Source organism: Pseudarthrobacter sp. SSS035 (assembly GCF_023273875.1).
Classification (GTDB): domain Bacteria; phylum Actinomycetota; class Actinomycetes; order Actinomycetales; family Micrococcaceae; genus Arthrobacter.
In genome coordinates this window covers 3931144-3950266 of the sequence record NZ_CP096882.1, presented here as the reverse complement: position 1 = coordinate 3950266, position 19123 = coordinate 3931144, and the positions used below count along the sequence as shown (strand labels likewise).

28 protein-coding genes and 1 tRNA gene are annotated in these 19123 nt (G+C 63.3%); 19 read left to right on the top strand and 10 right to left on the bottom strand.

What is annotated here, in order from left to right:
• Positions 1–16: 16 nt before the first annotated feature.
• The gene (locus MUN23_RS18330; RefSeq protein WP_248760253.1) at positions 17–1009 is read right to left on the bottom strand and encodes an epimerase; all 993 of its coding nucleotides are present in this window, start codon (positions 1007–1009) and stop codon (positions 17–19) included.
• Positions 1010–1131: 122 nt separating this feature from the next.
• On the opposite strand from MUN23_RS18330, the gene MUN23_RS18325 reads away from it, so the two are divergent.
• Positions 1132–1824: a mechanosensitive ion channel family protein gene (locus tag MUN23_RS18325; RefSeq protein WP_248760251.1), complete on the top strand. Its 693-nt coding sequence runs from the start codon at positions 1132–1134 to the stop codon at positions 1822–1824.
• 4 nt (positions 1825–1828) lie between these two features.
• Complete coding sequence (locus MUN23_RS18320; protein WP_305886570.1) at positions 1829–2281, top strand: globin; 453 nt, start codon at positions 1829–1831, stop codon at positions 2279–2281.
• 52 nt (positions 2282–2333) lie between these two features.
• On the opposite strand, the gene MUN23_RS18315 is transcribed toward MUN23_RS18320, so the two are convergent.
• Positions 2334–2990, bottom strand: a complete 657-nt coding sequence (locus tag MUN23_RS18315; RefSeq protein ID WP_248760249.1) for a hypothetical protein — start codon at positions 2988–2990, stop codon at positions 2334–2336.
• Positions 2991–3053: 63 nt separating this feature from the next.
• On the opposite strand from MUN23_RS18315, the gene MUN23_RS18310 reads away from it, so the two are divergent.
• Positions 3054–4034 carry an acyl-CoA thioesterase II gene (locus MUN23_RS18310; protein WP_248760247.1) on the top strand — a complete coding sequence of 327 codons (981 nt, stop codon included), beginning with the start codon at positions 3054–3056 and terminating at the stop codon, positions 4032–4034.
• A gap of 103 nt (positions 4035–4137) precedes the next feature.
• On the opposite strand, the gene ettA is transcribed toward MUN23_RS18310, so the two are convergent.
• The 3 genes from ettA to MUN23_RS18295 form a co-directional block, all read right to left on the bottom strand.
• A complete protein-coding gene (ettA, locus tag MUN23_RS18305) occupies positions 4138–5820 on the bottom strand; it encodes an energy-dependent translational throttle protein EttA (protein WP_058932192.1) in 1683 nt (560 codons plus the stop codon).
• A gap of 46 nt (positions 5821–5866) precedes the next feature.
• Positions 5867–6442, bottom strand: a complete 576-nt coding sequence (locus MUN23_RS18300; protein ID WP_248760245.1) for a hypothetical protein — start codon at positions 6440–6442, stop codon at positions 5867–5869.
• Positions 6443–6550: 108 nt separating this feature from the next.
• Positions 6551–7132: a single-stranded DNA-binding protein gene (locus tag MUN23_RS18295; RefSeq protein ID WP_248764134.1), complete on the bottom strand. Its 582-nt coding sequence runs from the start codon at positions 7130–7132 to the stop codon at positions 6551–6553.
• A 214-nt stretch (positions 7133–7346) separates the two neighbouring features.
• On the opposite strand from MUN23_RS18295, the gene MUN23_RS18290 reads away from it, so the two are divergent.
• Positions 7347–7422: transfer RNA gene (locus MUN23_RS18290), tRNA-Arg, on the top strand.
• Between the two features lie 94 nt (positions 7423–7516).
• On the opposite strand, the gene MUN23_RS18285 is transcribed toward MUN23_RS18290, so the two are convergent.
• Both MUN23_RS18285 and MUN23_RS18280 read right to left on the bottom strand, forming a co-directional pair.
• Positions 7517–8428: a site-specific integrase gene (locus MUN23_RS18285; protein WP_248760243.1), complete on the bottom strand. Its 912-nt coding sequence runs from the start codon at positions 8426–8428 to the stop codon at positions 7517–7519.
• Between the two features lie 268 nt (positions 8429–8696).
• Positions 8697–9059, bottom strand: coding sequence for a hypothetical protein (locus MUN23_RS18280; protein ID WP_248760241.1), 363 nt, complete (start codon positions 9057–9059; stop codon positions 8697–8699).
• 381 nt (positions 9060–9440) lie between these two features.
• Between MUN23_RS18280 and MUN23_RS18275 the strand changes: the two genes are divergently transcribed.
• The 13 genes from MUN23_RS18275 to MUN23_RS18220 all read left to right on the top strand — a co-directional run bounded on the left by MUN23_RS18275 (position 9441) and on the right by MUN23_RS18220 (position 17124).
• Complete coding sequence (locus MUN23_RS18275) at positions 9441–9677, top strand: AlpA family transcriptional regulator (RefSeq protein ID WP_248760239.1); 237 nt, start codon at positions 9441–9443, stop codon at positions 9675–9677.
• Positions 9635–9826 (top strand): hypothetical protein, encoded by a 192-nt coding sequence (locus tag MUN23_RS18270; RefSeq protein WP_248764187.1) that lies wholly within the window; start codon positions 9635–9637, stop codon positions 9824–9826. Before MUN23_RS18275 ends, MUN23_RS18270 begins: the two co-directional genes overlap by 43 nt.
• Positions 9827–9997: 171 nt before the next feature.
• Complete coding sequence (locus MUN23_RS18265) at positions 9998–10435, top strand: hypothetical protein (protein ID WP_248760238.1); 438 nt, start codon at positions 9998–10000, stop codon at positions 10433–10435.
• Complete coding sequence (locus MUN23_RS23500) at positions 10435–10557, top strand: hypothetical protein (protein ID WP_256468646.1); 123 nt, start codon at positions 10435–10437, stop codon at positions 10555–10557. The genes MUN23_RS18265 and MUN23_RS23500 overlap by 1 nt, the downstream gene beginning before the upstream one ends.
• A gap of 30 nt (positions 10558–10587) precedes the next feature.
• Positions 10588–11283, top strand: coding sequence for a hypothetical protein (locus MUN23_RS18260; protein ID WP_248760236.1), 696 nt, complete (start codon positions 10588–10590; stop codon positions 11281–11283).
• On the top strand, positions 11280–11462 hold the full coding sequence (locus tag MUN23_RS18255; RefSeq protein ID WP_248760234.1) for a hypothetical protein: 183 nt from the start codon (positions 11280–11282) through the stop codon (positions 11460–11462). Before MUN23_RS18260 ends, MUN23_RS18255 begins: the two co-directional genes overlap by 4 nt.
• A complete protein-coding gene (locus MUN23_RS18250; protein ID WP_248760232.1) occupies positions 11459–11716 on the top strand; it encodes a hypothetical protein in 258 nt (85 codons plus the stop codon). The genes MUN23_RS18255 and MUN23_RS18250 overlap by 4 nt, the downstream gene beginning before the upstream one ends.
• A complete protein-coding gene (locus MUN23_RS18245) occupies positions 11717–11908 on the top strand; it encodes a hypothetical protein (RefSeq protein WP_248760230.1) in 192 nt (63 codons plus the stop codon).
• 9 nt (positions 11909–11917) lie between these two features.
• Positions 11918–12142 carry a hypothetical protein gene (locus MUN23_RS18240; RefSeq protein WP_248760228.1) on the top strand — a complete coding sequence of 75 codons (225 nt, stop codon included), beginning with the start codon at positions 11918–11920 and terminating at the stop codon, positions 12140–12142.
• 13 nt (positions 12143–12155) lie between these two features.
• Positions 12156–12998: a hypothetical protein gene (locus MUN23_RS18235; RefSeq protein WP_248760226.1), complete on the top strand. Its 843-nt coding sequence runs from the start codon at positions 12156–12158 to the stop codon at positions 12996–12998.
• Between the two features lie 2 nt (positions 12999–13000).
• Positions 13001–13171 carry a hypothetical protein gene (locus MUN23_RS18230; protein ID WP_248760224.1) on the top strand — a complete coding sequence of 57 codons (171 nt, stop codon included), beginning with the start codon at positions 13001–13003 and terminating at the stop codon, positions 13169–13171.
• 183 nt (positions 13172–13354) lie between these two features.
• A complete protein-coding gene (locus tag MUN23_RS18225; RefSeq protein ID WP_248760222.1) occupies positions 13355–13729 on the top strand; it encodes a hypothetical protein in 375 nt (124 codons plus the stop codon).
• A 338-nt stretch (positions 13730–14067) separates the two neighbouring features.
• Positions 14068–17124 (top strand): phage tail tape measure protein, encoded by a 3057-nt coding sequence (locus MUN23_RS18220; RefSeq protein ID WP_248760220.1) that lies wholly within the window; start codon positions 14068–14070, stop codon positions 17122–17124.
• Positions 17125–17184: 60 nt separating this feature from the next.
• Here the strand turns inward: MUN23_RS18220 and MUN23_RS18215 are convergent, their stop codons facing one another.
• Entirely contained in the window at positions 17185–17427 is a 243-nt protein-coding gene (locus MUN23_RS18215) for a hypothetical protein (protein ID WP_248760218.1), read from the bottom strand.
• 362 nt (positions 17428–17789) lie between these two features.
• On the opposite strand from MUN23_RS18215, the gene MUN23_RS18210 reads away from it, so the two are divergent.
• Positions 17790–18128 (top strand): hypothetical protein, encoded by a 339-nt coding sequence (locus MUN23_RS18210; protein ID WP_248760216.1) that lies wholly within the window; start codon positions 17790–17792, stop codon positions 18126–18128.
• A 70-nt stretch (positions 18129–18198) separates the two neighbouring features.
• On the opposite strand, the gene MUN23_RS18205 is transcribed toward MUN23_RS18210, so the two are convergent.
• On the bottom strand, positions 18199–18438 hold the full coding sequence (locus MUN23_RS18205; protein WP_248760214.1) for a hypothetical protein: 240 nt from the start codon (positions 18436–18438) through the stop codon (positions 18199–18201).
• A 96-nt stretch (positions 18439–18534) separates the two neighbouring features.
• Between MUN23_RS18205 and MUN23_RS23695 the strand changes: the two genes are divergently transcribed.
• Entirely contained in the window at positions 18535–18768 is a 234-nt protein-coding gene (locus tag MUN23_RS23695) for a helix-turn-helix domain-containing protein (protein ID WP_371875934.1), read from the top strand.
• A gap of 12 nt (positions 18769–18780) precedes the next feature.
• On the opposite strand, the gene MUN23_RS18200 is transcribed toward MUN23_RS23695, so the two are convergent.
• Positions 18781–19062, bottom strand: coding sequence for a hypothetical protein (locus MUN23_RS18200; RefSeq protein WP_248760212.1), 282 nt, complete (start codon positions 19060–19062; stop codon positions 18781–18783).
• Between the last annotated feature and the right edge of the window lie 61 nt (positions 19063–19123).

Below are 19123 nucleotides of genomic sequence, written 5' to 3'. Positions count from 1 at the left end.
GGTAGCTCGGCCGGACTCAGCGGCTTCGAACAAGCTCGTCTGCCAGCCGTGTTTCGGTGGCGGGTGTGAGCCCTGCCTTGCGGGGGCGGTCCAGGCCGCGGCGGCGTTCGTCCTCCAGGGTGGCCGCCAGGGTTTCCCGCCAGGGCCTTATTGCGAGCCCGGCGGCCCTGGCGGCGTGGTTGCTGCGGTTGCAGAACCCTTCGTGGCCGGGCGGCAGCCACAGCGGGAAGGAGTCCGGTCCGGCCCAATAGTCGATCCCGGACTCCAGGAGCCAATCCTCGGGAGCCTTGAGGACCTCGCCTTGGTACCCGGCCACCGTTGTGGCCGCCTCGATGTACTCGCCAAAGGGCACGTGGTCCCCCACAGCGTTCAGCGGCCCTGTCACCCCGCGCTCGACAGCATCGAGGACCCAGGCCGCGAGGTCCCGGACATCAATGACCTGCGTGGCGTGGCCGGCGATGGCCGGGACCACGGCCGGGGCGTTGTCCCTTGCAAACCTTGCGGGCCAGTAGCCGTACCGGTCCGTTCCGTCGCCGGGGCCCCCGATCAGGCCGGCGCGGCAGAGGTGCGCCCTGTCGCCCACGGCTTCCAGGGTGGCCTGTTCAATCGCTGACTTGGATTCCCCATAGTTCTCGGGAGTGGATTCCGTGCCGGCCGGCAAGGGGGCCAGGAGTGCGGCGTCCTCGGACGCTCCCGGCGTCGAAGGGTCTGCGTAGACGGAGCAGCTGGACACAAATGTCCAGTGGGCAGCCCTGTGGGCCAGGGCGGCCAGCGCCCCGTTGGCCAGGTCAGGATCGCGGGCCACGTCAATGACCGCATCCCACTCCCCTGCCACTTGTGCGTAGCTGTTCGCGCCGAGTGAACGGTCCGCTTTTACCCACCGGACACCGGCTGGCGGTTCCGTCGCGGATCCGCGAGCCAGGCACGTGACTGTGTGACCTGCGGAAACGGCTTGCCCGGCGATTTCAGATGAGAGAAAGGCGGTTCCGCCCAGAATGAGGATGCGCATGGGGCCACGCTACGACGCTAGGGTTGAAAGAGAATAGAGCCTTATGCCACGGGCGAACCTGTGCATGGGCCGACGTCATCCCCCGGCCGCCGCCGGTGATCCCCCCAAGGAGTTTTGCCTCTATGTTCAGCACGATGTCGATTACACCCCCGCCCCTCACCTCGCAGCCCGACGGTGTCAGCATCACGGGCATCGCAATTAGCCTTGGCGTCGGAATCGCTGTGTGGCTGGTGGCGACGTTCGTGATATCGCGGATCACCAAGCGCGTGGCTGCGGGTACCAATTTCTTCAAGAAACCGCACTTCAAGTGGGTTGCCCCCGCCCTGCGTGCCCTGGATCATGAGCGCCGAGTGCAGCGGGCGGAGACCATCGGTTCCCTGCTCAACAGCATCGTGGGAGTTCTGGTGGCCGTAATCACTACCATGTATGTGCTGCAGAACCTGAACATCAACATCGCTCCGCTGCTGACCAGCGTGGGAATCCTGGGTATCGCCATTGGTTTTGGCGCCCAGCAGCTGATCCGTGACTTCCTCGCCGGCATCTTCATCACGATTGAGGACCAGTACGGCATCGGCGACGTCATCGAAACCAGCGAAGTAGTGGGTGTGGTCGAGTCCATGGGGCTGCGCATCACCCGGGTCCGCTCGGAGGACGGCGCCATCTGGTACCTCCGTAATGGCGAGATCCTTCGCGTCGGCAACCGTTCGCAGGGCAAGTACGTGCCGGTGCCGGACGTGCCGGTCGCCGCGCAGGACACTGCCCTGAGTGCGCCCGCCACCGAGGCCAAAAAGACCGAGCAAAAGGCCGGAGAATAGAGACATGACCATACCCGCCGAGCCGCAGCAGCCACGCCAGCTTATGCAGAACGATCCCTTTAGCCAGCCCGGCTACACAGACAACTTCTACGACGCCGTGGGCGGACACGAGACGTTCGTCAAGCTGATCGATGTCTTTTACGACGGCGTCGCCACGGACCCGCTGTTGCGCCCGATGTACCCGGAGGAGGACCTCGAACCGGCCAAGCGGCGGTTCCTGATGTTCCTGGAGCAGTACTGGGGCGGCCCCACCACGTACGGCGAAGAACGCGGCCACCCGCGCCTGCGGATGCGCCACATACCGTTCCGGGTCACGCCGGAGGCCAAGGACCGCTGGCTGTCCCACATGCGGACCGCTGTCGATGCCCTGGAACTGCCACCCTTGTACGAGGGAACGCTCTGGGACTACATGGAACGCGCCGCGCTGTCCATGGTGAACAGCCCGTCGGAGGCCTGACGCGGCCTTCGGGCTTAGCGTATGGGCGCGTACGACGGCGGCTGGCCGGGTTTTAGAGGCCGCTGCCGGTGCGTGCCAGGACGTGACCGCGTGGACCACTGAGGCGGAACCAACGGCCCGCCCGGTACAGCTTCTGGTCCGCGTCTGCGAGGAATCCCAGGGTGAGGGCCGCGAAGGCGGCTCCTGCCGGAAGGCCGGAGTCATCAAGGGCCCGGCCCCACACAGCGGCGCGTGCGTTGTTGACGATCAGCGCCCCCGGCTGGGCGGGCATAATGCCCGCCACTTCGGTGATGCCGGCTTCGGCCGCGCGCCGGAGTTCGGCATCCGGCAACGCACCCACCAGTTCCCAGCCGGTGCGCGGTGCGCCGACGCCTGTCCACGATTCGGTGACGGTGGACGGCGGAACCGGCAGCTCGACGTCGTCCTCCCCTGCCCTGGCAAGCCGGTCAAGGACGGCTGAGAGCGACACCGTCACGTCAATCGCGGAAGGTTCCGCCAGCGCCATGGTCCGCAGGCCCAGGATGGTGGGGGTGGATTCGCCCAGCAGGCGGGGCCGCAGAATGCACACGTAGGCCGCGAGAACGGAACCTGCGGCCTGAAGCCGGATGGCGCCGTCGTCGACCGTCTTGGCACGGGTGGTGAATGTGCGCAGATCGGCGAGATCACGCGGATCGGCGAACCGGAAGGACTTCGTAAGTAGGTCAGACACATTAAGAACACTACCGGCTGAAGCTTGGTTGAGCAGCGGCGGGGCGACGTCTAGAGTCAATCCATGACTGAAGCCGAAACCGGACTGCTGGCGCCACCCAGCGGCGACCCCACCGAAACGCTCATCCATCTCCTTGACCTTGGTGAGCTTGAGGGCGCCCGGACGGATGAGGACATCTTCCTCGGCCCATCGCAGCAGCAGCCCCGGCAGCGTGTGTTCGGCGGCCAGGTGCTGGCCCAGTCGCTGGTCGCGTCCATGAAGACGGTGGACCCGGAACGGTTTGTCCATTCCATGCATGGCTATTTCCTCCGGCCCGGCGACGCCAACAAGCCCATCACGTTCGGTGTCCAGCGCCTGCGTGACGGCAGGTCCTTCTCGGCCCGGCGAGTTCACGCGTATCAGGAAGGCGTGCCCATCCTTTCGATGATCGCGTCCTTCCAGGACCTGGACGAAGGCCTCGACCACGAATCCAAGATGCCCGCCGGCATTCCCGATCCTGAGTCGCTGCCCAGCACGGCCGACCTGCTGGGCAAGTTCGACCACCCCATCGCCCAGCATTGGGCTTACGAGCGGCCCTTTGACATCAGGCACGTCGACCCGCCACTCTACGTTTCGGCCAAAGGCAAGAAGGAGGCCCGGAACGCCGTCTGGATGAAGACGTTCGGGCCCATGCCCGATGACTCAAACCTGCACCGGGCTGCCCTGGCCTACGCCAGCGACTACACGCTGCTGGAATCCATCCTGCGCCGCCACGGGCTGAGCTGGATCACGCCCGGCATGAGTGTCGCCAGCCTCGACCACGCCATGTGGTGGCACCGTCCCGCCCGGGTGGACGAATGGCTGCTCTACGTCCAGGAATCCCCCAGCGCCCAGGGAGCCCGCGGCCTCGCCACGGGCAAAATCTTCAACCGGGCCGGGCAGCACGTTGCCTCGGTGGCACAGGAGGGCATGGTCCGGGTTCCCACCGACCTGAAAAACAAAGTAGTTGGCGCGTTCCAGTCCAAAGTCCTGGAGCACCAGATCCGCAAGGCCGGGCGGAACTGAGGCTGAGCGGGCTGACTAAGCCCGGCTGGCAGAGCGGGCTGACTGGCTTCCGGCAGGCAGCAGAAAGGCCGGCACCCTGACGGGGTGCCGGCCTTCTTTGCGCTCAGTCGCGGGTGAGGCGGCGGTGCGTCACGCGGTGCGGCTTGGCCGCATCGGGTCCGAGCCGCTCTACCTTGTTCTCCTCGTAGGATTCGAAGTTGCCCTCGAACCAGTACCACTTGGCGGGGTTTTCCTCGTCGCCTTCGTAGGCCAGGATGTGTGTGGCCACCCGGTCCAGGAACCAGCGGTCGTGCGATACGACCACGGCGCAGCCGGGGAACTCCAGCAGCGCGTTTTCAAGGCTGCTGAGCGTTTCGACGTCGAGGTCGTTAGTGGGTTCGTCAAGGAGCAGTAGGTTGCCGCCCTGTTTGAGCGTCAGTGCAAGGTTGAGGCGGTTGCGCTCACCACCGGAGAGCACCCCGGCCTTCTTCTGCTGGTCCGGACCCTTGAAGCCGAAAGCGGCAACGTAGGCGCGGGACGGCATTTCGACCTGGCCCACCTGGATGTAATCGAGGCCGTCCGAAACAACTTCCCACAGGGTCTTGTTCGGGTCGATGCCGCCGCGGCTCTGGTCCGCGTAGGAGATCTTGACCGAATCGCCGATCTTCAGCTCGCCGCCGTCGAGCGGCTCCAGGCCGATGATGGTTTTGAACAGCGTGGACTTGCCCACGCCGTTGGGGCCGATGACACCGACGATGCCGTTGCGGGGAAGCGTGAAGGACAGGCCGTCGATCAGGGTGCGGTCGTCGAAGCCCTTCTGCAGGTTCCTGGCTTCCAGGACCAGCCCGCCCAGGCGCGGGCCCGGCGGGATCTGGATCTCTTCGAAGTCAAGCTTGCGCGTGCGGTCAGCCTCGGCAGCCATCTCCTCGTAGCGGGCCAGACGGGCCTTGGATTTCGTCTGGCGGCCCTTGGCGTTGGAGCGTACCCACTCAAGTTCCTCGGTGAGGCGCTTGGCCTGCTTGGCGTCCTTTTTGCCCTGGACTTCCAGGCGGGCCCGCTTCTTCTCCAGGTACGTGGAGTAGTTGCCTTCGTAGGGGTACAGGTGGCCGCGGTCAACCTCGGCGATCCATTCCGCCACGTGGTCAAGGAAGTACCGGTCGTGGGTGACGGCAAGGACTGCGCCGGCATAGCTGGAGAGGTGCTGTTCCAGCCACAGCACGCTCTCGGCGTCCAGGTGGTTGGTGGGCTCGTCCAGGAGCAGGAGGTCAGGCTTCTGCAGCAGGAGCTTGCAGAGGGCCACGCGGCGGCGCTCACCGCCGGAGAGCAGTGTCACGTCGGCGTCCGCGGGCGGGCAGCGGAGGGCGTCCATGGCCTGCTCGAGCTGGGAGTCGAGATCCCAGGCCTCAGCGGCGTCAATGGCCTCCTGCAGCTGACCCATTTCTTCGAGCAGGACGTCGAAGTCAGCGTCGGGGCTGGCCATTTCCTCGGAGATCTCGTTGAAGCGCTGGATCTTGCCGTAGATCTCGCCAACGCCTTCCTGGACGTTGCCCAGGACAGTCTTTTCCTCGTTCAGTGGCGGTTCCTGCAACAGGATCCCCACGGTGTAGCCGGGGCTCAGCCGGGCCTCACCGTTGGACGGGATGTCCAGTCCGGCCATGATCTTCAGGATGGTGGACTTACCGGCACCGTTCGGGCCTACGACACCGATTTTGGCGCCCGGGAAGAACGACATGCTTACGTTGTCAAGAATGAGTTTTTCGCCAACTGCCTTGCGGGCATTGGTCATTGTGTAGATAAATTCCGCCATGGTTCCAAATCTAGTGGGTTGGCGGGCTTAACTCACATTCGAGGCGTCAGGCAGCCGCTCCCACGAAACACTTGCCGCTGGCCAGGACCGGCAGAACGATAACGGTGACGTTGCCATCGCGGACCTGTCCCACCACGCAGTCGGTGCCCTGCAACACAGCGGCCTCAATGGCATCAGCTTCCAGCCCGGTAGGAGTCCGGCTCGCCGACACTTCGAGCGCCGGCGGGGAAATCCCGGCGCCGGTCAGGGCATCTGTCACCTGGGCTGTGGCTGGCTTTGGCGTCCCCGCCGCCAGCTTCCCCAGCGCATCCGTCACAGTCTGTTTCATCGCCACGATGTCCGGATCCTCTGCCGGGGACGTGGCGGCCGGCTGGGTGGAGCCCGTCGTGGCCAGTTCCGTCGGAGCGGCCACTTCCGAGGGGGTGGCCATTTCGCCGGGGGTGGCAGCGGCCTGTCCCGCTCCCGTTGGGGAGCCGCCGGTGCAGGCTGCAAGCGCAAGAACCATCAGGAGGCTTCCTGCGAGCGCAGCGGGCGCCCGTCCCGCACGGAGCCCAAACCGCCGGGAACGGGTGGTCCGGCTGGTGATTGGGGTTGCCTGCCGTTTGTCCGTCGCGCGATTCATGCCGCCATTCTTCCACGCGGCCAAGCCTGGGACGGAACGGTCCCGGCGCGGGCGGACTGCCGGCCCCGGGCCCGCCCGCGTCCCGTGCGGTATCCAGCGCCAGCACTTTCAGACGGTGGCTCCGGCGAGCTCGCCTGTTTCAGCGTCCACCGGAATGCGGTTGCCGTCTGCATCCTCGTGGAAGACTCCCAACGCTGCAGCGTCGTCGTCCGTGTGCTCCCCTTCTTCCGGGTCTCCGCCGTCCTCGTCAGGATCAGCGGGGCCGACGCCGCTGCCCTCCGCTGATGCCTCCTGCCCTGCCGCGCTGTTGTCTGAGACGAGGTGCAGTCCGGTGTCGCTGGTACGGATGTAGTTGGCCGAACCACGCTTGAGGTCGTGACCCACGGAATCCGCATCGATTTCGGCCGAATGGTAGACCCGGCCGTCTTTCTCCCAGCTGCGCAGCTTGAGCCGGCCAACGACGATGACGCACTGGCCCTTCTTGATGCTGCAGGCCATGTTCCCGGCAAGCTGACGGTAGCCCTGGACGTTGAACCAGTTGGTGTGGCTATCCACCCAGGTACTGGTGGCCCGGTCAAAACGCCGCGCCGTTGAACCGAGGCGGAACGAGGCGGTGCCAACGCCGCCCGGAGTTGTGGAGGTCTTGATATCCGTGGCAACGAAGCCCCGGAATGTTTGGTAGTCAGTCATCATCTTGTCCTGTCTCGAAAGGTAGCGCCTTAGCGGCAGAACCAGCTTCGCGCGGACGGCACCGGGCCGCGAGGGCCAACTTCGCGTATGTGCACAACCCTGCCTGAAACCGCGTTGTTGAGGACAAGACTCGGCAGCGGGCGGAGCTGACGCGGCCGCACGTCGGGGCAATGTAGACTTTTTATGCGCCGGATTTCTGGTCGTGGCGCCACGTGCCCCAGTAGCTCAGGGGATAGAGCAGCGGCCTTCTAATCCGCCGGTCGGGGGTTCGATTCCCTCCTGGGGCACCACCAAAAGAGGCTCTGACCTGCGGAAACGCAAGTTCAGAGCCTCTTCTGTTTTGTCCGGGCGAAGGCATATCCACCACTTACCCACCGCTTTGACTCAAGAGCCGCTACCGAACGCCTGCAGCAGGGCCGTCATGTCCGGCGCCTCGTGGGTCTTCTGCACATAGTGCCGGCTGGTGATTTGTTCGCTCGAGTGGCCAAGCTGGGCAGAAGCCGAGGCCATGCCCTCCGCATTGGCCAAGAGCGTGCCCACGGACTTGCGGAACGTGTGCGGCGTGACCCACTGAAAGCCGATATCGTCCCGTGCGGAGCGCCATTGCTTCCGGAAGTTCCCAGGATCCCTCAGCGTGCCTGTGGAGGACGGGAAGACCACGTCCCACGGGTTGGACACCAGCTGCTGCACCTGGCGGCGGAGGAGCATATCCACAGCAAAGGGAGGCAGGTAGTACCGCTGCCGTGAATTCGTCGACTTGGGATGCTCCTGAATGGTCATCCCCTGGCCCTGCACATAGATGACTGTGCCGGTGACCGTCAGCGTGGGACGCACGGACTTTAGGTCTACGTCCTTCCAACGGAGCGCCAGCGCTTCGCCGATGCGGGCTCCGGTAGCGAGCATCACATCGACGACGTCCAGCAGGTCGTTGGGACGCTTCCGGCCGCGGGCTGAGGAGTCAAGCTGCCATTGGCGAAGACCGGCCCGGAGCGCGGCCGCCTCATCCACAGTGAGGGCCCTGACTTCCTTGCGGTTAGTGGGGACCTTGGCGACGTCGCGCAGCGGGTTGGCGCCTACGGCACCGTGACGGGCAGCTAGGCCCAGCATGGCGGACAGGACCGTCTTGGCCAGCTTTGCCGTGGCGTTCCCGTGCTTGGCCGTCGTCGCCTTCAGGAACCTGTCCAAGCGGGAGACGGTGGCTTCCCGGATAGTCAGTCCCCCAACCCCGGGGCAGACGTAGGAGTCCAGGACCTCGCGGTATCTGCGCTGGGTGTTGATGGCCCTGTCCTGGTCCATGAACTCAAGCCACCAAATCTCAGCTAGACGGTTCAATCGGCTGTCCGGGGTTATGTCGTCCCCCGCCGGCATAGCGCGGTCTCTGAGCGCGGCGATAAGGGCCTGTTCAGCCTTAGACCCCCGGTCATTCTTCGAGACGGAGACGGCCCGGGCCTCAACCTTGCGTGTAACGCCATCAAAGTCCCGGAAACGTGCCATCGCCCGCCACACGCCGGGCGTTACCTCGTCCCTGCTGATCTTCCCCCAAGTGCCGATCTGCAGCGGCGGCCTAGGCATCCTTGTCGTTCCAATCCGTAGTGAGGACGTCCTTATCGCCAAACCACTTATCAAAATCAAATGGCTCTTCAAGCCCGCGCCGCAGCTCGTTCATTAGAAGATCGAGCACGGTACGGTCGCGCTCAAAAACCGTTGCCGCAGCCTTATACGCGCGTTCGAGTTCTTGCACTGCCGGATGCTCCCACAGATCGCCGGGAAGTTCCTTGTGCAGCACTGGCGGGCGGTGAGGTCTCGCAGCTTTCTGAAAGTCCAATTGCTCCCGGGCCGTTGCGGCAGTCAGAGGAAGTTCTCCATCTGCCCACGTCCAGACGTCATCCATGGGCGCCGCCAGATCCTTGGTTATCTGGATATCCACGGGCCCCAGGAAACGCTCGGAACCGAAGAGTAGGACGTTGGGCGTGACTCCGAGAACTACAGCAAGGGCCACCAAATCCGCGGCGTCCAAGCGTCGGGCCTCGTTCTCGATCCGGCTAAGCGCCGGTACGCCGATTGGCCGTCCAATATCGGCCAGGCGCCTACTCACGTCTGCGAGCTCAAGGCCCCGTGCCGTACGTATCCGGTGGACATTTTTAGCCGCTCGCCGGCCAGCCGGACCGAGCTCAATAGGTGCGTTTGCCATGATCGCAACTGTATTTCATTTTTTGTTTGACGTCCATCGTCACTGTGTGTAAAGCTTGGTCCATCGCCAACTTGCGATTATCAAAAGCGACTTGCAGAAACGGCAACTGGAGGAAAAATGAGAAGTGAAGTCCTTGAGGGGGTCAGGCCCGTGGATACACACGCCACTGCTCGGCACTTGAGCGTTCGCGAATTAGCCGAGCGGGAAGCGGTCCCCGTGGCAACTGTCTACGCGTGGCGGGCTTCCAATAAGGGCCCCCGAGCGATGCGCATCGGGAAATTCCTTCGCTACAGGCTGGACGATGTCCTGGCTTGGGAAGAAACGCAGTTGGACCCGCAGAAGGCCACAGCGTGATCACCCGGGCGGAACTGGACGCCGCGTTGGCAGTCGCATGGGATCGAGGTTACTGGCGCGGCACCAGCCACGAGGGCCCCTTGAACGGCGCCATCGTCGCGGCCCGGAACCCGTATCTGCAAACGTCCGATGCCGAGGCTGCAGAGTGAGCAGCTGCGGTTGCGAGTGGCTCGGAGATTGCGCCTGCGAAATCCGGGAAATACCGGTAACCACACCGGCGAAGGCGGCAAAGATCCGCCTCAAGAACATGGAAGGCAGCGGCGCTCCCGTCAAAGAATCCGCCACTGCCTCAGAACCCACCAACAACAAGGAGTAGGTCCATGCAGCATCGTATCAAAGCCCCCACCACAGTCGCAGAGCTCGGAGACTTGGCCGAATGGCTGGGCATGGACATTGTGGAGGTCTGGGACCTGCTCGACGACGCACTTGGCGAGAAGTGGTGGAAACACGGCTTAGGGGAAGTTACCTTCACCTTCAGCAGCGCCGTTGCCGCGCCGCCACAGGCGCCCACGCCACCCTCCGGCTACGTCCGGTCCAAGAAGGGCTCTGAGCGCTGGATCGGGGACGACATAGTGAAGGGGCCCTGGATCGTCACGCCGGTATGGAATGCGGCCACCAATACCCACACCATCGAGTTGTGGATGGCGAACCATAAGCGGCCGCGGTACGCGCAGCTGAGCCCTGCCGACGCATACGATCTCGCAGCGGACCTAATTGCCGCCGCCAAAACAGCGCAGACGGCCGGGGGCACCAACTAGTGCGCCGCGGGATACAGCTGACGGTCCGGGCAGTGTTCTGGACGCTGGTGACCTGCCTCCTGTACCTGGCCTATGCCCTGCCCACCAGCCTCGCCAAGCTCATATTCGGCTCGCCGGTCTGAGCCACGGAAACCACGAACGGAACCGCCTAAATGGGAGCCACGAACGTCGCCAAGGTCTTCGCCAATTGGAGGCACCTCAGCCACCGGGAGGCGCGCGCCCTGTTGTTTATGGCGAACATGGCTCTGGACGCCGACAAGCCGCCTGTGTACTTCGGTGGCTGGCAGGCCGTGGCATCCGCCCTGGGGCTCGACTGCGAAGGCAGACGGAAGAGCGCCGAAGAGGTCTATCGGAAGACTCTTGCCTCGCTGGGAACCGCCGGCGCTGTGGTTTCGAGTGGTCAAGCGAAGCTGGGAGTCAGGGCCGAATACGCCTTGGCACTGGATCCGGCGATGACTTTTGAGCCTGCGGGAACCGGCCGAAATATCAAGTGGATTCCTTTGCCTAGGACCGGGCGCCCCAACGAAACGTTGCCCCAGGTGCCCCAACAGAACGTTGCCCCACTACCCAACGAAACGTTGGGGCACGTGCCCCAACAAAACGTTGGCACCAGCCCCAACAAAACGTTGCCCCCTAGGAAAACTGAGGAACCACAGGGAGGAGTACTTGAGGAAAAACGGGGAGGAACACAAATCGCCAAAGCTTCGAGTCTCACCAACGCGCGAGCGAGCGAATTACACGAATTGGATGAAAGGCCTTCGATAGAGGATGAACGGTCCCGTCAACTAGCGGCCATGGAGCAGCGAGTCGCCGAATACGCAAAGAGCCAGGAACGGAAAGCCTCATGACCGCGAAGCTCTCCCGCCAGGACCTTCTAGACCTCTGCGAAATCTTCAAGGCCAAAGCCCTCGAAGAGCACGAGCTGTTCCGCAAATGGCGGGACCGGGCCATCGAAGCCGAAAGCCGCCTCGCAATCTACGAACCCGGTGAGAACTCCACCGCACCGACAGAAGAGAAAACACCATGAGGAATGCCAGGGGCGAAACGGTCAATGTACCAACGCACACCATCATCGAAACCATCCGCCGAGCCAAAATCACACACGCAATCGCGGTCAAGAACACCACCACAGGCCAGCCGGCCGGCGCCGCACTGTTCTCTCACGCACACCTCCGCATCGTCCTGGACCCAGACGAAGTGCAAGCCGTGACGGACATACTCACCATCGCCGAAATGGAAGCCATGTTCACCAACCAAGACAACCCCGAGGAGAACCAGTAAATGGGAAAGCAAGCACACGACCTGGGCAGGCAAAAGCGCCGATACCGGGCCCAACCCCAACAACAAGTCGCCGACGGAACCAGCCTCGCCAGGGACCTAGTCCGGCGGGGCCTAGCAACCCCGAACATCATGGACGCCCAAGGCGGGGCAGACCACCAGCGCCGGCCCCACAACACCAACCGCGGAAAGTAGACAGGCGCCATGGAGAAAGCTTTCAAGACCCGCCCCGACAAGTACGCCGACAACGTCGCCCGAGCATCGATGCTCCGCGCCGGGCCCGGACTCCTCGTCAGCCCGGACGGCAACACCGAACCCGCCGTAGTCCTGTTCAGCGGCAACGGATTCCAATATGCCCTGGACAACACACAGGCCTACCAGCTGGCCGACTCCATCGCCAGCATCCTCCAAACCAACCGCCAGCTCTAAGTAAGGAAAACGAATGACTTACATTCCCTCAGCTCCCCGATTCCACAGCCCGTCAGCACCGCTCCGCGCCGCGCTGTCAGCCCTCCCCGGCTACGACGAGCACGTGGCCGCCGTCGAAGCACTCAAAGCCCCGCACGCCGCGGCCGTCCGCGAACAGACGTTCGCAAAGACCGCCCTCGACAACATCGCTGGGGACCTGGCGGACGCCCTGCTAGGCACCCCAGACGACGCGCCGGCCGCCATCGAAGCCAGCACCACCCAAGCCACAGCAGCGGCAGACGCCGCCCGCACCACCGCCACAGCAGTCGAACTGATTGAAGCTACAGAGAAACAGCTCGGCATAGACCTCGACGACATCATCCGGAGCGGATACGACCGGATCCTCAAGCACCTGAACGGGATACTCCAGGACGACTACGCCAAGTCCCGGAAGCTCGGACTACGCGGCATCCACGACGCAGAGCAGGCCATCGAAGCGGGCAAGGCGGACGCGTGGTCAGCGATGCTCGAAATCCGCGCCAACATCTTCCACGTCCGGGCAGCACAGTCCAGCATCGTCGGACGGCTCGGCTCCCACGAAACAGTCCAGCGCATCAACACCTTCGGCCTGCTAGCCAACTACGCCGAGCTCTGGCCCGGATGGTTCGAAAGCCAGGCCGGTGCACGCTGGGGCCGCGAAGACATCACCCCGCCGTGGCCCACCATCCGCGGAGACATCGACCCCGCCGAACTCCACGCCTGGATCCTCGATACCCCAGACGCCGAACCATGGGTACCGACCTCCGCCGAACTCACAGCAGCAGTCAAGGCAGCAGAGCAGGCAGCCCGAGAAGACCTCGCCAAGCAGGACGCATAGCCATGGCGGACGACACCCAAGACCAGACCATCAGCGCATGGGACAAGGGCAAGGCGGAGGCAGCCAAGCGGTTCGGCAAAGACAAGCCAGCAGCTGACGCACCAGCAACCGGAGCAGCCGCCGGCATAGCCGAAGCCCGCCGCAGGTTCGGACAGACAGCCGAGCAGGCGTAACCCAGTGGCTAACAGCACAGGTCGGGTCCATCACAGGGCCCGGCCTGTGCACGCCATCCACCCACCGCACAGGGGGGTGGGGAGGGGGGGCTTTGGCACCCTCCCGTCAACCACCGCCGGTGAGGTCTCTAGATGATGCGCCAACCGCTCAACCTCAATTGAACGACGAAAGGAGGCCCGTGAATGGGTACTCAGAGGAACACGACGAAGCCGAACTCCAGGGCCTACCGGCCACAAGCGGCGGCCATCCGGGCGGCTCTTGTGGAGCTGCCCGCGGAGGGCTGTTTAGAGGACGTCCCGGACCTTCCAAGGTCCCGGGAGTGGACGGACATCGAAGAAGAGCGCTGGACGGAGCTCTGGGAATCCCCACAGGCCACCCAGTGGGACGACTCCTACCGGGGAACCGTTGCGCTCCTGGTTCAGTACGAATCCCGCCTCCTCACCGGCGATGGCGGATCCGCATGGGTCGCGCAAGAATGCCGATACGCGGCGGAGGCGCTGGGCCTCACTCCTAAGGCCATGGCGTCGCTGGGGTGGAGGATCGCCGATGGCAAGTAGCAGACGGGCGGCCAGGGCCTCCCGGCACGTCCCAGAGCAGCCGTCAGCGGAGACCGTTACCCGCCGCCGACGTACCGCTCACGACTCCTTGGGTTTCCAAGGCATCATCACGTGGGAGAACGGCGTACCCGTGAGGGTGTGGAACATGCACGGCGCTGCCATCGAAGGCCCCAAGGCGCAGGAATTTGTCCACGCTTTGAGCCTCCCCCCAATCCGCCAAACCGTCACAGAAACAGAGCCCCCGTGGTGAGGCCCGGACAGATAAATAGCAGTTCCCGAGAAGCCTGCACATGGCGGGCTTTTTTGTACCCAAAATCAGACAGAAAGTTGGTATTCCCATGGCTGAACGCTCCGTAGTTGTCCGGATCCGGGCCGAGCTCGGTGATTTCCGCAAGAACATGCAGGAAGCCTCGAAGGTCACCCAGGAGGTTGGGAAGACCGCAACGGAGACGGCTGCCAAGTCCTCAACGGCGCTGGGCCAGATGGTGCAGTCCGCCCAGCGGCACGAGGAAGCCTGGTCGAAGTCCGGCGGAGCCCTCCTCGGGTTCGGCGCTGCCGTCGCGATCGGCGTCGGCATGGCGATAAAGTCCTATGCCGAGTTCGACAAGGCCATGTCAGAGGTCAAAGCCGCGACACACGCCTCGGCTGGCGACTTGGAACTGCTGCGGGGCGCAGCGATCAATGCCGGCGCCGATACGGCATACTCGGCCCGTGAAGCTGCTGAAGCGATCACGGAGCTTTCCAAGGCTGGCGTGACCACGAAGGACATCCTGTCCGGTGGGCTTGACGGCGCCCTGTCGTTGGCCGCTGCTGGTTCGCTTGAGGTCGCTGACGCGGCGGAGCTGGCTGCCACGGCCATGGTCCAGTTCAAGCTCTCCGGTGACCAGATCCCGCACCTTGCGGACCTCCTCGCCGCTGGCGCCGGTAAAGCCCAAGGCTCCGTGCAAGACCTCGGCGCAGCCCTAAACCAGAGCGGCCTTATCGCCGCCTCCACGGGGCTGTCGATCGAGGAAACCACAGGCGGGCTCGCCGCCTTCGCATCAGCTGGGCTACTCGGGTCGGACGCCGGAACCAGCTTCAAGACCATGCTGCAGTCGCTTACGCCCAACTCGAAGGAAGCAGAAAAGGAGATGGCCAGGCTGGGGATCTCCGCTTATGACCAGCAGGGCAAGTTCATCGGCCTGTCGAAGTTCGCCGGTGTCCTACAGGACTCCATGCGTGGTGTGTCCGACGAGTCACGCAACGCGTCGATGAAAATCATCTTCGGCTCAGACGCTGTTCGCGCCGCCAACGTCCTGTACGAACAGGGCGCAAAAGGCATCGCTGATTGGACTGCCAAGGTCAACGATTCTGGCTACGCAGCCGCCACAGCTGCTATTAAGCAGGACAACCTTGCCGGGGACATCGAGAAGCTTGGCGGATCCCTCGATTCGGTGTTCCTCAAGTCAGGATCCGGAGCTAATGAAGTCCTCCGTTCACTGGCGCAGAGCGCCGAGCGCGTGATCGACGTTGTTGGCGGCATCCCTGGCCCGCTGCTGCAGACCGGGCTTGGCTTGGCTGCCGTGACTGGTGGCGCTGCACTGGTTGGTGGGGCTTTCCTCACGACCTTCCCCAAGATCCTCGAAACCAAACGGGCGTTCTCGGAGCTGGCTGAGTCCTCACCTAAGCTCGCTGGCGGGCTTGGAAAGGTAGCGAAAGCGGCCGGCATCGCGGCCGCGGCCGTCGTCGGTCTGCAGATTGTCGGGGGCATCGGCAAGACCATGTTCGGTCAGGCAGCCAAATCAACAGAGGACTATGCTCAGGCTCTCCTGACCATCGGGCAGGGGACAGAGGACCTTGACGCAGTTTTTAGGGACGGAGGGCTCGGCACCCAGATCAACGGCGTTGGTGACGCCCTGGCCCGCATGTCCCAAAAGGATGTGTTCGATGACCTCAGCATCTCCATTGGAGACTTCTTCAACTCTGGCTCCAAGCTGAACACCATGCGTGACAACATTCAGGGCCTCGATTCCACCCTGTCATCGATCAGCAAGAACGGCGGAGCGGGGAAGGCCGGCGACGCTTTCGCCAAGATCGCCGCAGAGGCAGACAACTCCGCAAAGGCCCAGGGCCGCATGGGCATGTCCACTGCGGACGTCTTGAAGCTCATGCCTCAGTACACGGATGCCCTCAAGGGTCAGGCAACCGCGCTTGGGGTCAAGCTGGAGCAGCACGAGCTTGAAGAGATGGCCCTGGGCAAGATCCCGGCACGATTGGCAGCCGTGCAGGCATCCAGTGAGGGGCAGGCTAAGGCAGCCGAGTACCAAGCCAAAATGACGGAAGAGGCGACCAAGAAGCTCGACGACATGGGCATCGGCGCAGAGGGCGCCGTGCTCTCCCTCTCGAAGCTGTTGGATGCGATGTTCAAGACCGGGCTTGTCACCCTGTCCGCACGGGACGCGGAGGCCGCGTATCAGGAGACGCTGGATGGGCTGAAGGTCAAAATCGATGAGGTCAAGGCCTCGCAGTCCGCCGGCAACGCGGTGCTCGATGCCGCCACTGGCTCGTTTGATTTGACGTCAGCGGCTGGCCGTGGCGCAAACGACGTGTTCGGGGAACTGGCGCAGAAAGCCATTGCCACCACCCAGGCAATGGCCAACAACAACGCGACGCAGGACGAACTGGGCGTGAAACTCGGCCAGACCTACACCTCGCTGTACGACACAGCGCGGGCGTTCGGTGCTTCGGAAACCAAGGCTGACGACCTTGCCCGTTCGGCGCTGTCGATCCCGAAAGACGTGCCAATTGCTGTGGCGATCCAGAACTACGCGGACACCATGGCGAAGGCGCAGGGCATCAAGACCGCCATTGATGGGATCAGGGGCAAGGAAGTCGACGTGGTCGTCAACCACATCAACCGGCAGGCTGATGGAGGTGGCTATGCGGATGACCCGTCTATGACGGCTCTTGCCCCAGGCAGCCTCAACCGCCGTGATGGTGGGCTGATCAACTTCGCCAAGGGTGGCCAGTACAAGGGCTACGCCATGGCGGGTTACGTCCGAGGTCCCGGCACCGGGACTTCAGATGAGATCAACGCCCGGCTGTCCAACGGTGAGTACGTCATCCGCGCCTCGAAGGTCGCCCAGTACGGAGTCAAAACCTTTGACGCCTACAACAACGGGTATGCGGCCCCGTCGAAGTCCCTCACGGGCGGGTACGGGCAGGCCCAGTCGTTTAGCGGATACAACGGCCAGGACTCGGCACTGGCCGTTGCAGCACCCGTGCACATGGGCGACACCTACGTGCAGAACCCCTTCACGGGGCAATACTTGCTGGCCCAGGTTGATCACAGAGCCTCGGAGGTCCTGGCCAAGGCTGACAGTATGTCTCAGCACATGCGGAAGGGCCGCCGCTAAGCCCAAACGAGAGCCCCCGCCAGGATCATTCCCGGCGGGGGCTCTTTGCGTTTGCGCGGCTTAGTGTTTGGCGGCCGGTGATGCTTCGGAGACCGTATCGGCTGAGACGGTCAACGCCACGGAAATGCGCTTTAGGTAGCCCACGCAGATGATGAGCAATCCGAGGATCCCGCCGCCGCCCAGGATGTAGCCATTTGTTGCGCCGTTGACCGAGCCCATAATGAAGAGCAGCACGCTCAGGAAGCAGAAGATAATGCCTGTTCCGATAAGAGTGTCGCCCGGAAGTTTTGCGCTTTTCCCCAATTTTATCCCCATACGCTGATCTAACCACGGAAATCGGCAAAAGCGGTAGGGCGACCCAGAATGTCGAACCGACCTAGTCGACCGGCCGGAAGTTGTCCAGCGTGGCTTTCATGGGGTTGGACATGGGGCATTCTTTGTTGCTGCAGCGGGAGGGTACTCGCTGCTTAGCGGCCGGGAGGCGGCGGCCGACTTTCAGTCCCCTCGGCTGCACGAACTTCACTTCAGCGACGGATCCGCATTCCTTGCACTGCTCCAGCATGTGGAGGCCACCTGTCTATTTGGTCTGGCCGAGTTGCCAGTTGTCCGGAGCCTAGCAAGGGGCACTGACAGTATCGTCCGGAGGCATCTCATGGCATGCTTTGATGAACGTCGCCATTTCGGAGGCGAATTACAAAGTTGGGGGAAATACCGTGGATCTTTCCGGGGCAATACATAACCGCAATCTTGTTGCATTTCACTACGATGGGCACCCGCGTGTGGTTATGCCGGCGGCATTTGGGCTCCATGCCACGACTGGCAATGAAATCTTGCGCGGCTATCAAGTCGACGGCACAAGTAATTCGCGTCCCGTTCCGTTTTGGCATCTCTTCCTGACCGAGAAGATGTCCGATCTGAAGATTTTGGATGGCCAGTTTAGCGAAAATCCACCGGATTACAGCCGAGATGACGAGCACATCGACCCGATTCACGCCCAGCTGTAAGAAAAGCCCCGGACCTATGTCAGGTGCCGGGGCAGCTGCTGACCGATATGCCTAGGCCAACAGTAGGTTCTTATTCCTCAACCGATTCGATCAGATCCAGGAACTCAGCGCGGAAGGTTCGGACCTCGCCCGTTTTGTCGTCGCAGATGTCGATGAGCTGTATGTTGAGCTCGCGCCCGATGGTCGCGAGACGGCCAACATTTCGGCTGCCGTTACTGCTGCTGACGCCGGTTCCGGTGTCGCCGGTTGCTTTGACTTTGTAGCGCTGGATCCTACGTTCAGGTGTAGTGAAAATCTGGACGTTTGGCATGGTCTTCCCCAATGGCTCAGTGGACGTGAACTCTCTCAGTCTGCCTTACGCGTCCGCGGGCCGGAGGCCAGGTACGCGTGGCGTATCGTCTACTGCATGAAAGTTCCTCCCATGCTGACGGTCGCGGAGCTAGCTGCGCGCTTGAACGTGTCCCCTGACACGGTCCGTCGCATGTGCAACTCTGGCCAGTGGCCGCACAGCAGGATCGGCCGGCTCTATCGCTTCACCGAAGAGCACTACCAAGCCATCATTGCCACGCCGGAGTCGCCGGAGATGATGCCACGGTCTCAGAGAGACAACATAGCTCGGCTCCTTCGAATGATCAGTTAGGCGGATGCCAGGTCAGGCGCCGGCGTACTTGGCGCCGAGCCCCGCCAACGCCTTCCCTGCTTCGATCGCCTGGGACGGCGTGAGCCCGCCCTTCGAGTAGTCTCCGATGGCTGGCTGGATCTCTAACTCGATACCGTCCTCGAAGGTGAACGTGGCTTCGATCATCCAGCCGTCGCCGGTCTCGGTTGGCCCTTGGAAGTGGGTGGGCGGGAGGTCTGGCATCACATCCAGCATCACATCGGGGACCGGGACGAAGCCGGCGGGAACGGTGGGGTGGGTGGCGGTGCTTTTCATGGTGAGGCCGTCCTGCTTGGAGATTGTTAACGGCCGCGAGTCTAACGGATCACCCACCGCT

Excerpts from the sequence above, each read along its gene's own strand:
- MUN23_RS18285 (WP_248760243.1), bottom strand. The coding sequence starts at position 8,428 with ATGGACCAGGACAGGGCCATCAACACCCAGCGCAGATACCGCGAGGTC.
- MUN23_RS18205 (WP_248760214.1), bottom strand. The coding sequence starts at position 18,438 with ATGCCAAACGTCCAGATTTTCACTACACCTGAACGTAGGATCCAGCGC.
- MUN23_RS18320 (WP_305886570.1), top strand. The coding sequence starts at position 1,829 with ATGACCATACCCGCCGAGCCGCAGCAGCCACGCCAGCTTATGCAGAAC.
- MUN23_RS23695 (WP_371875934.1), top strand. The coding sequence starts at position 18,535 with ATGAAAGTTCCTCCCATGCTGACGGTCGCGGAGCTAGCTGCGCGCTTG.
- MUN23_RS18255 (WP_248760234.1), top strand. The coding sequence starts at position 11,280 with ATGACCGCGAAGCTCTCCCGCCAGGACCTTCTAGACCTCTGCGAAATC.
- MUN23_RS18250 (WP_248760232.1), top strand. The coding sequence starts at position 11,459 with ATGAGGAATGCCAGGGGCGAAACGGTCAATGTACCAACGCACACCATC.
- MUN23_RS18310 (WP_248760247.1), top strand. The coding sequence starts at position 3,054 with ATGACTGAAGCCGAAACCGGACTGCTGGCGCCACCCAGCGGCGACCCC.
- MUN23_RS18275 (WP_248760239.1), top strand. The coding sequence starts at position 9,441 with ATGAGAAGTGAAGTCCTTGAGGGGGTCAGGCCCGTGGATACACACGCC.
- MUN23_RS18230 (WP_248760224.1), top strand. The coding sequence starts at position 13,001 with ATGGCGGACGACACCCAAGACCAGACCATCAGCGCATGGGACAAGGGC.
- ettA (WP_058932192.1), bottom strand. The coding sequence starts at position 5,820 with ATGGCGGAATTTATCTACACAATGACCAATGCCCGCAAGGCAGTTGGC.
- MUN23_RS18325 (WP_248760251.1), top strand. The coding sequence starts at position 1,132 with ATGTTCAGCACGATGTCGATTACACCCCCGCCCCTCACCTCGCAGCCC.
- MUN23_RS18210 (WP_248760216.1), top strand. The coding sequence starts at position 17,790 with ATGAACGTCGCCATTTCGGAGGCGAATTACAAAGTTGGGGGAAATACC.
- MUN23_RS18220 (WP_248760220.1), top strand. The coding sequence starts at position 14,068 with ATGGCTGAACGCTCCGTAGTTGTCCGGATCCGGGCCGAGCTCGGTGAT.
- MUN23_RS18260 (WP_248760236.1), top strand. The coding sequence starts at position 10,588 with ATGGGAGCCACGAACGTCGCCAAGGTCTTCGCCAATTGGAGGCACCTC.
- MUN23_RS18295 (WP_248764134.1), bottom strand. The coding sequence starts at position 7,132 with ATGACTGACTACCAAACATTCCGGGGCTTCGTTGCCACGGATATCAAG.
- MUN23_RS18265 (WP_248760238.1), top strand. The coding sequence starts at position 9,998 with ATGCAGCATCGTATCAAAGCCCCCACCACAGTCGCAGAGCTCGGAGAC.
- MUN23_RS18235 (WP_248760226.1), top strand. The coding sequence starts at position 12,156 with ATGACTTACATTCCCTCAGCTCCCCGATTCCACAGCCCGTCAGCACCG.
- MUN23_RS18330 (WP_248760253.1), bottom strand. The coding sequence starts at position 1,009 with ATGCGCATCCTCATTCTGGGCGGAACCGCCTTTCTCTCATCTGAAATC.
- MUN23_RS18240 (WP_248760228.1), top strand. The coding sequence starts at position 11,918 with ATGGAGAAAGCTTTCAAGACCCGCCCCGACAAGTACGCCGACAACGTC.
- MUN23_RS18200 (WP_248760212.1), bottom strand. The coding sequence starts at position 19,062 with ATGAAAAGCACCGCCACCCACCCCACCGTTCCCGCCGGCTTCGTCCCG.
- MUN23_RS18225 (WP_248760222.1), top strand. The coding sequence starts at position 13,355 with ATGGGTACTCAGAGGAACACGACGAAGCCGAACTCCAGGGCCTACCGG.
- MUN23_RS18245 (WP_248760230.1), top strand. The coding sequence starts at position 11,717 with ATGGGAAAGCAAGCACACGACCTGGGCAGGCAAAAGCGCCGATACCGG.
- MUN23_RS18300 (WP_248760245.1), bottom strand. The coding sequence starts at position 6,442 with ATGAATCGCGCGACGGACAAACGGCAGGCAACCCCAATCACCAGCCGG.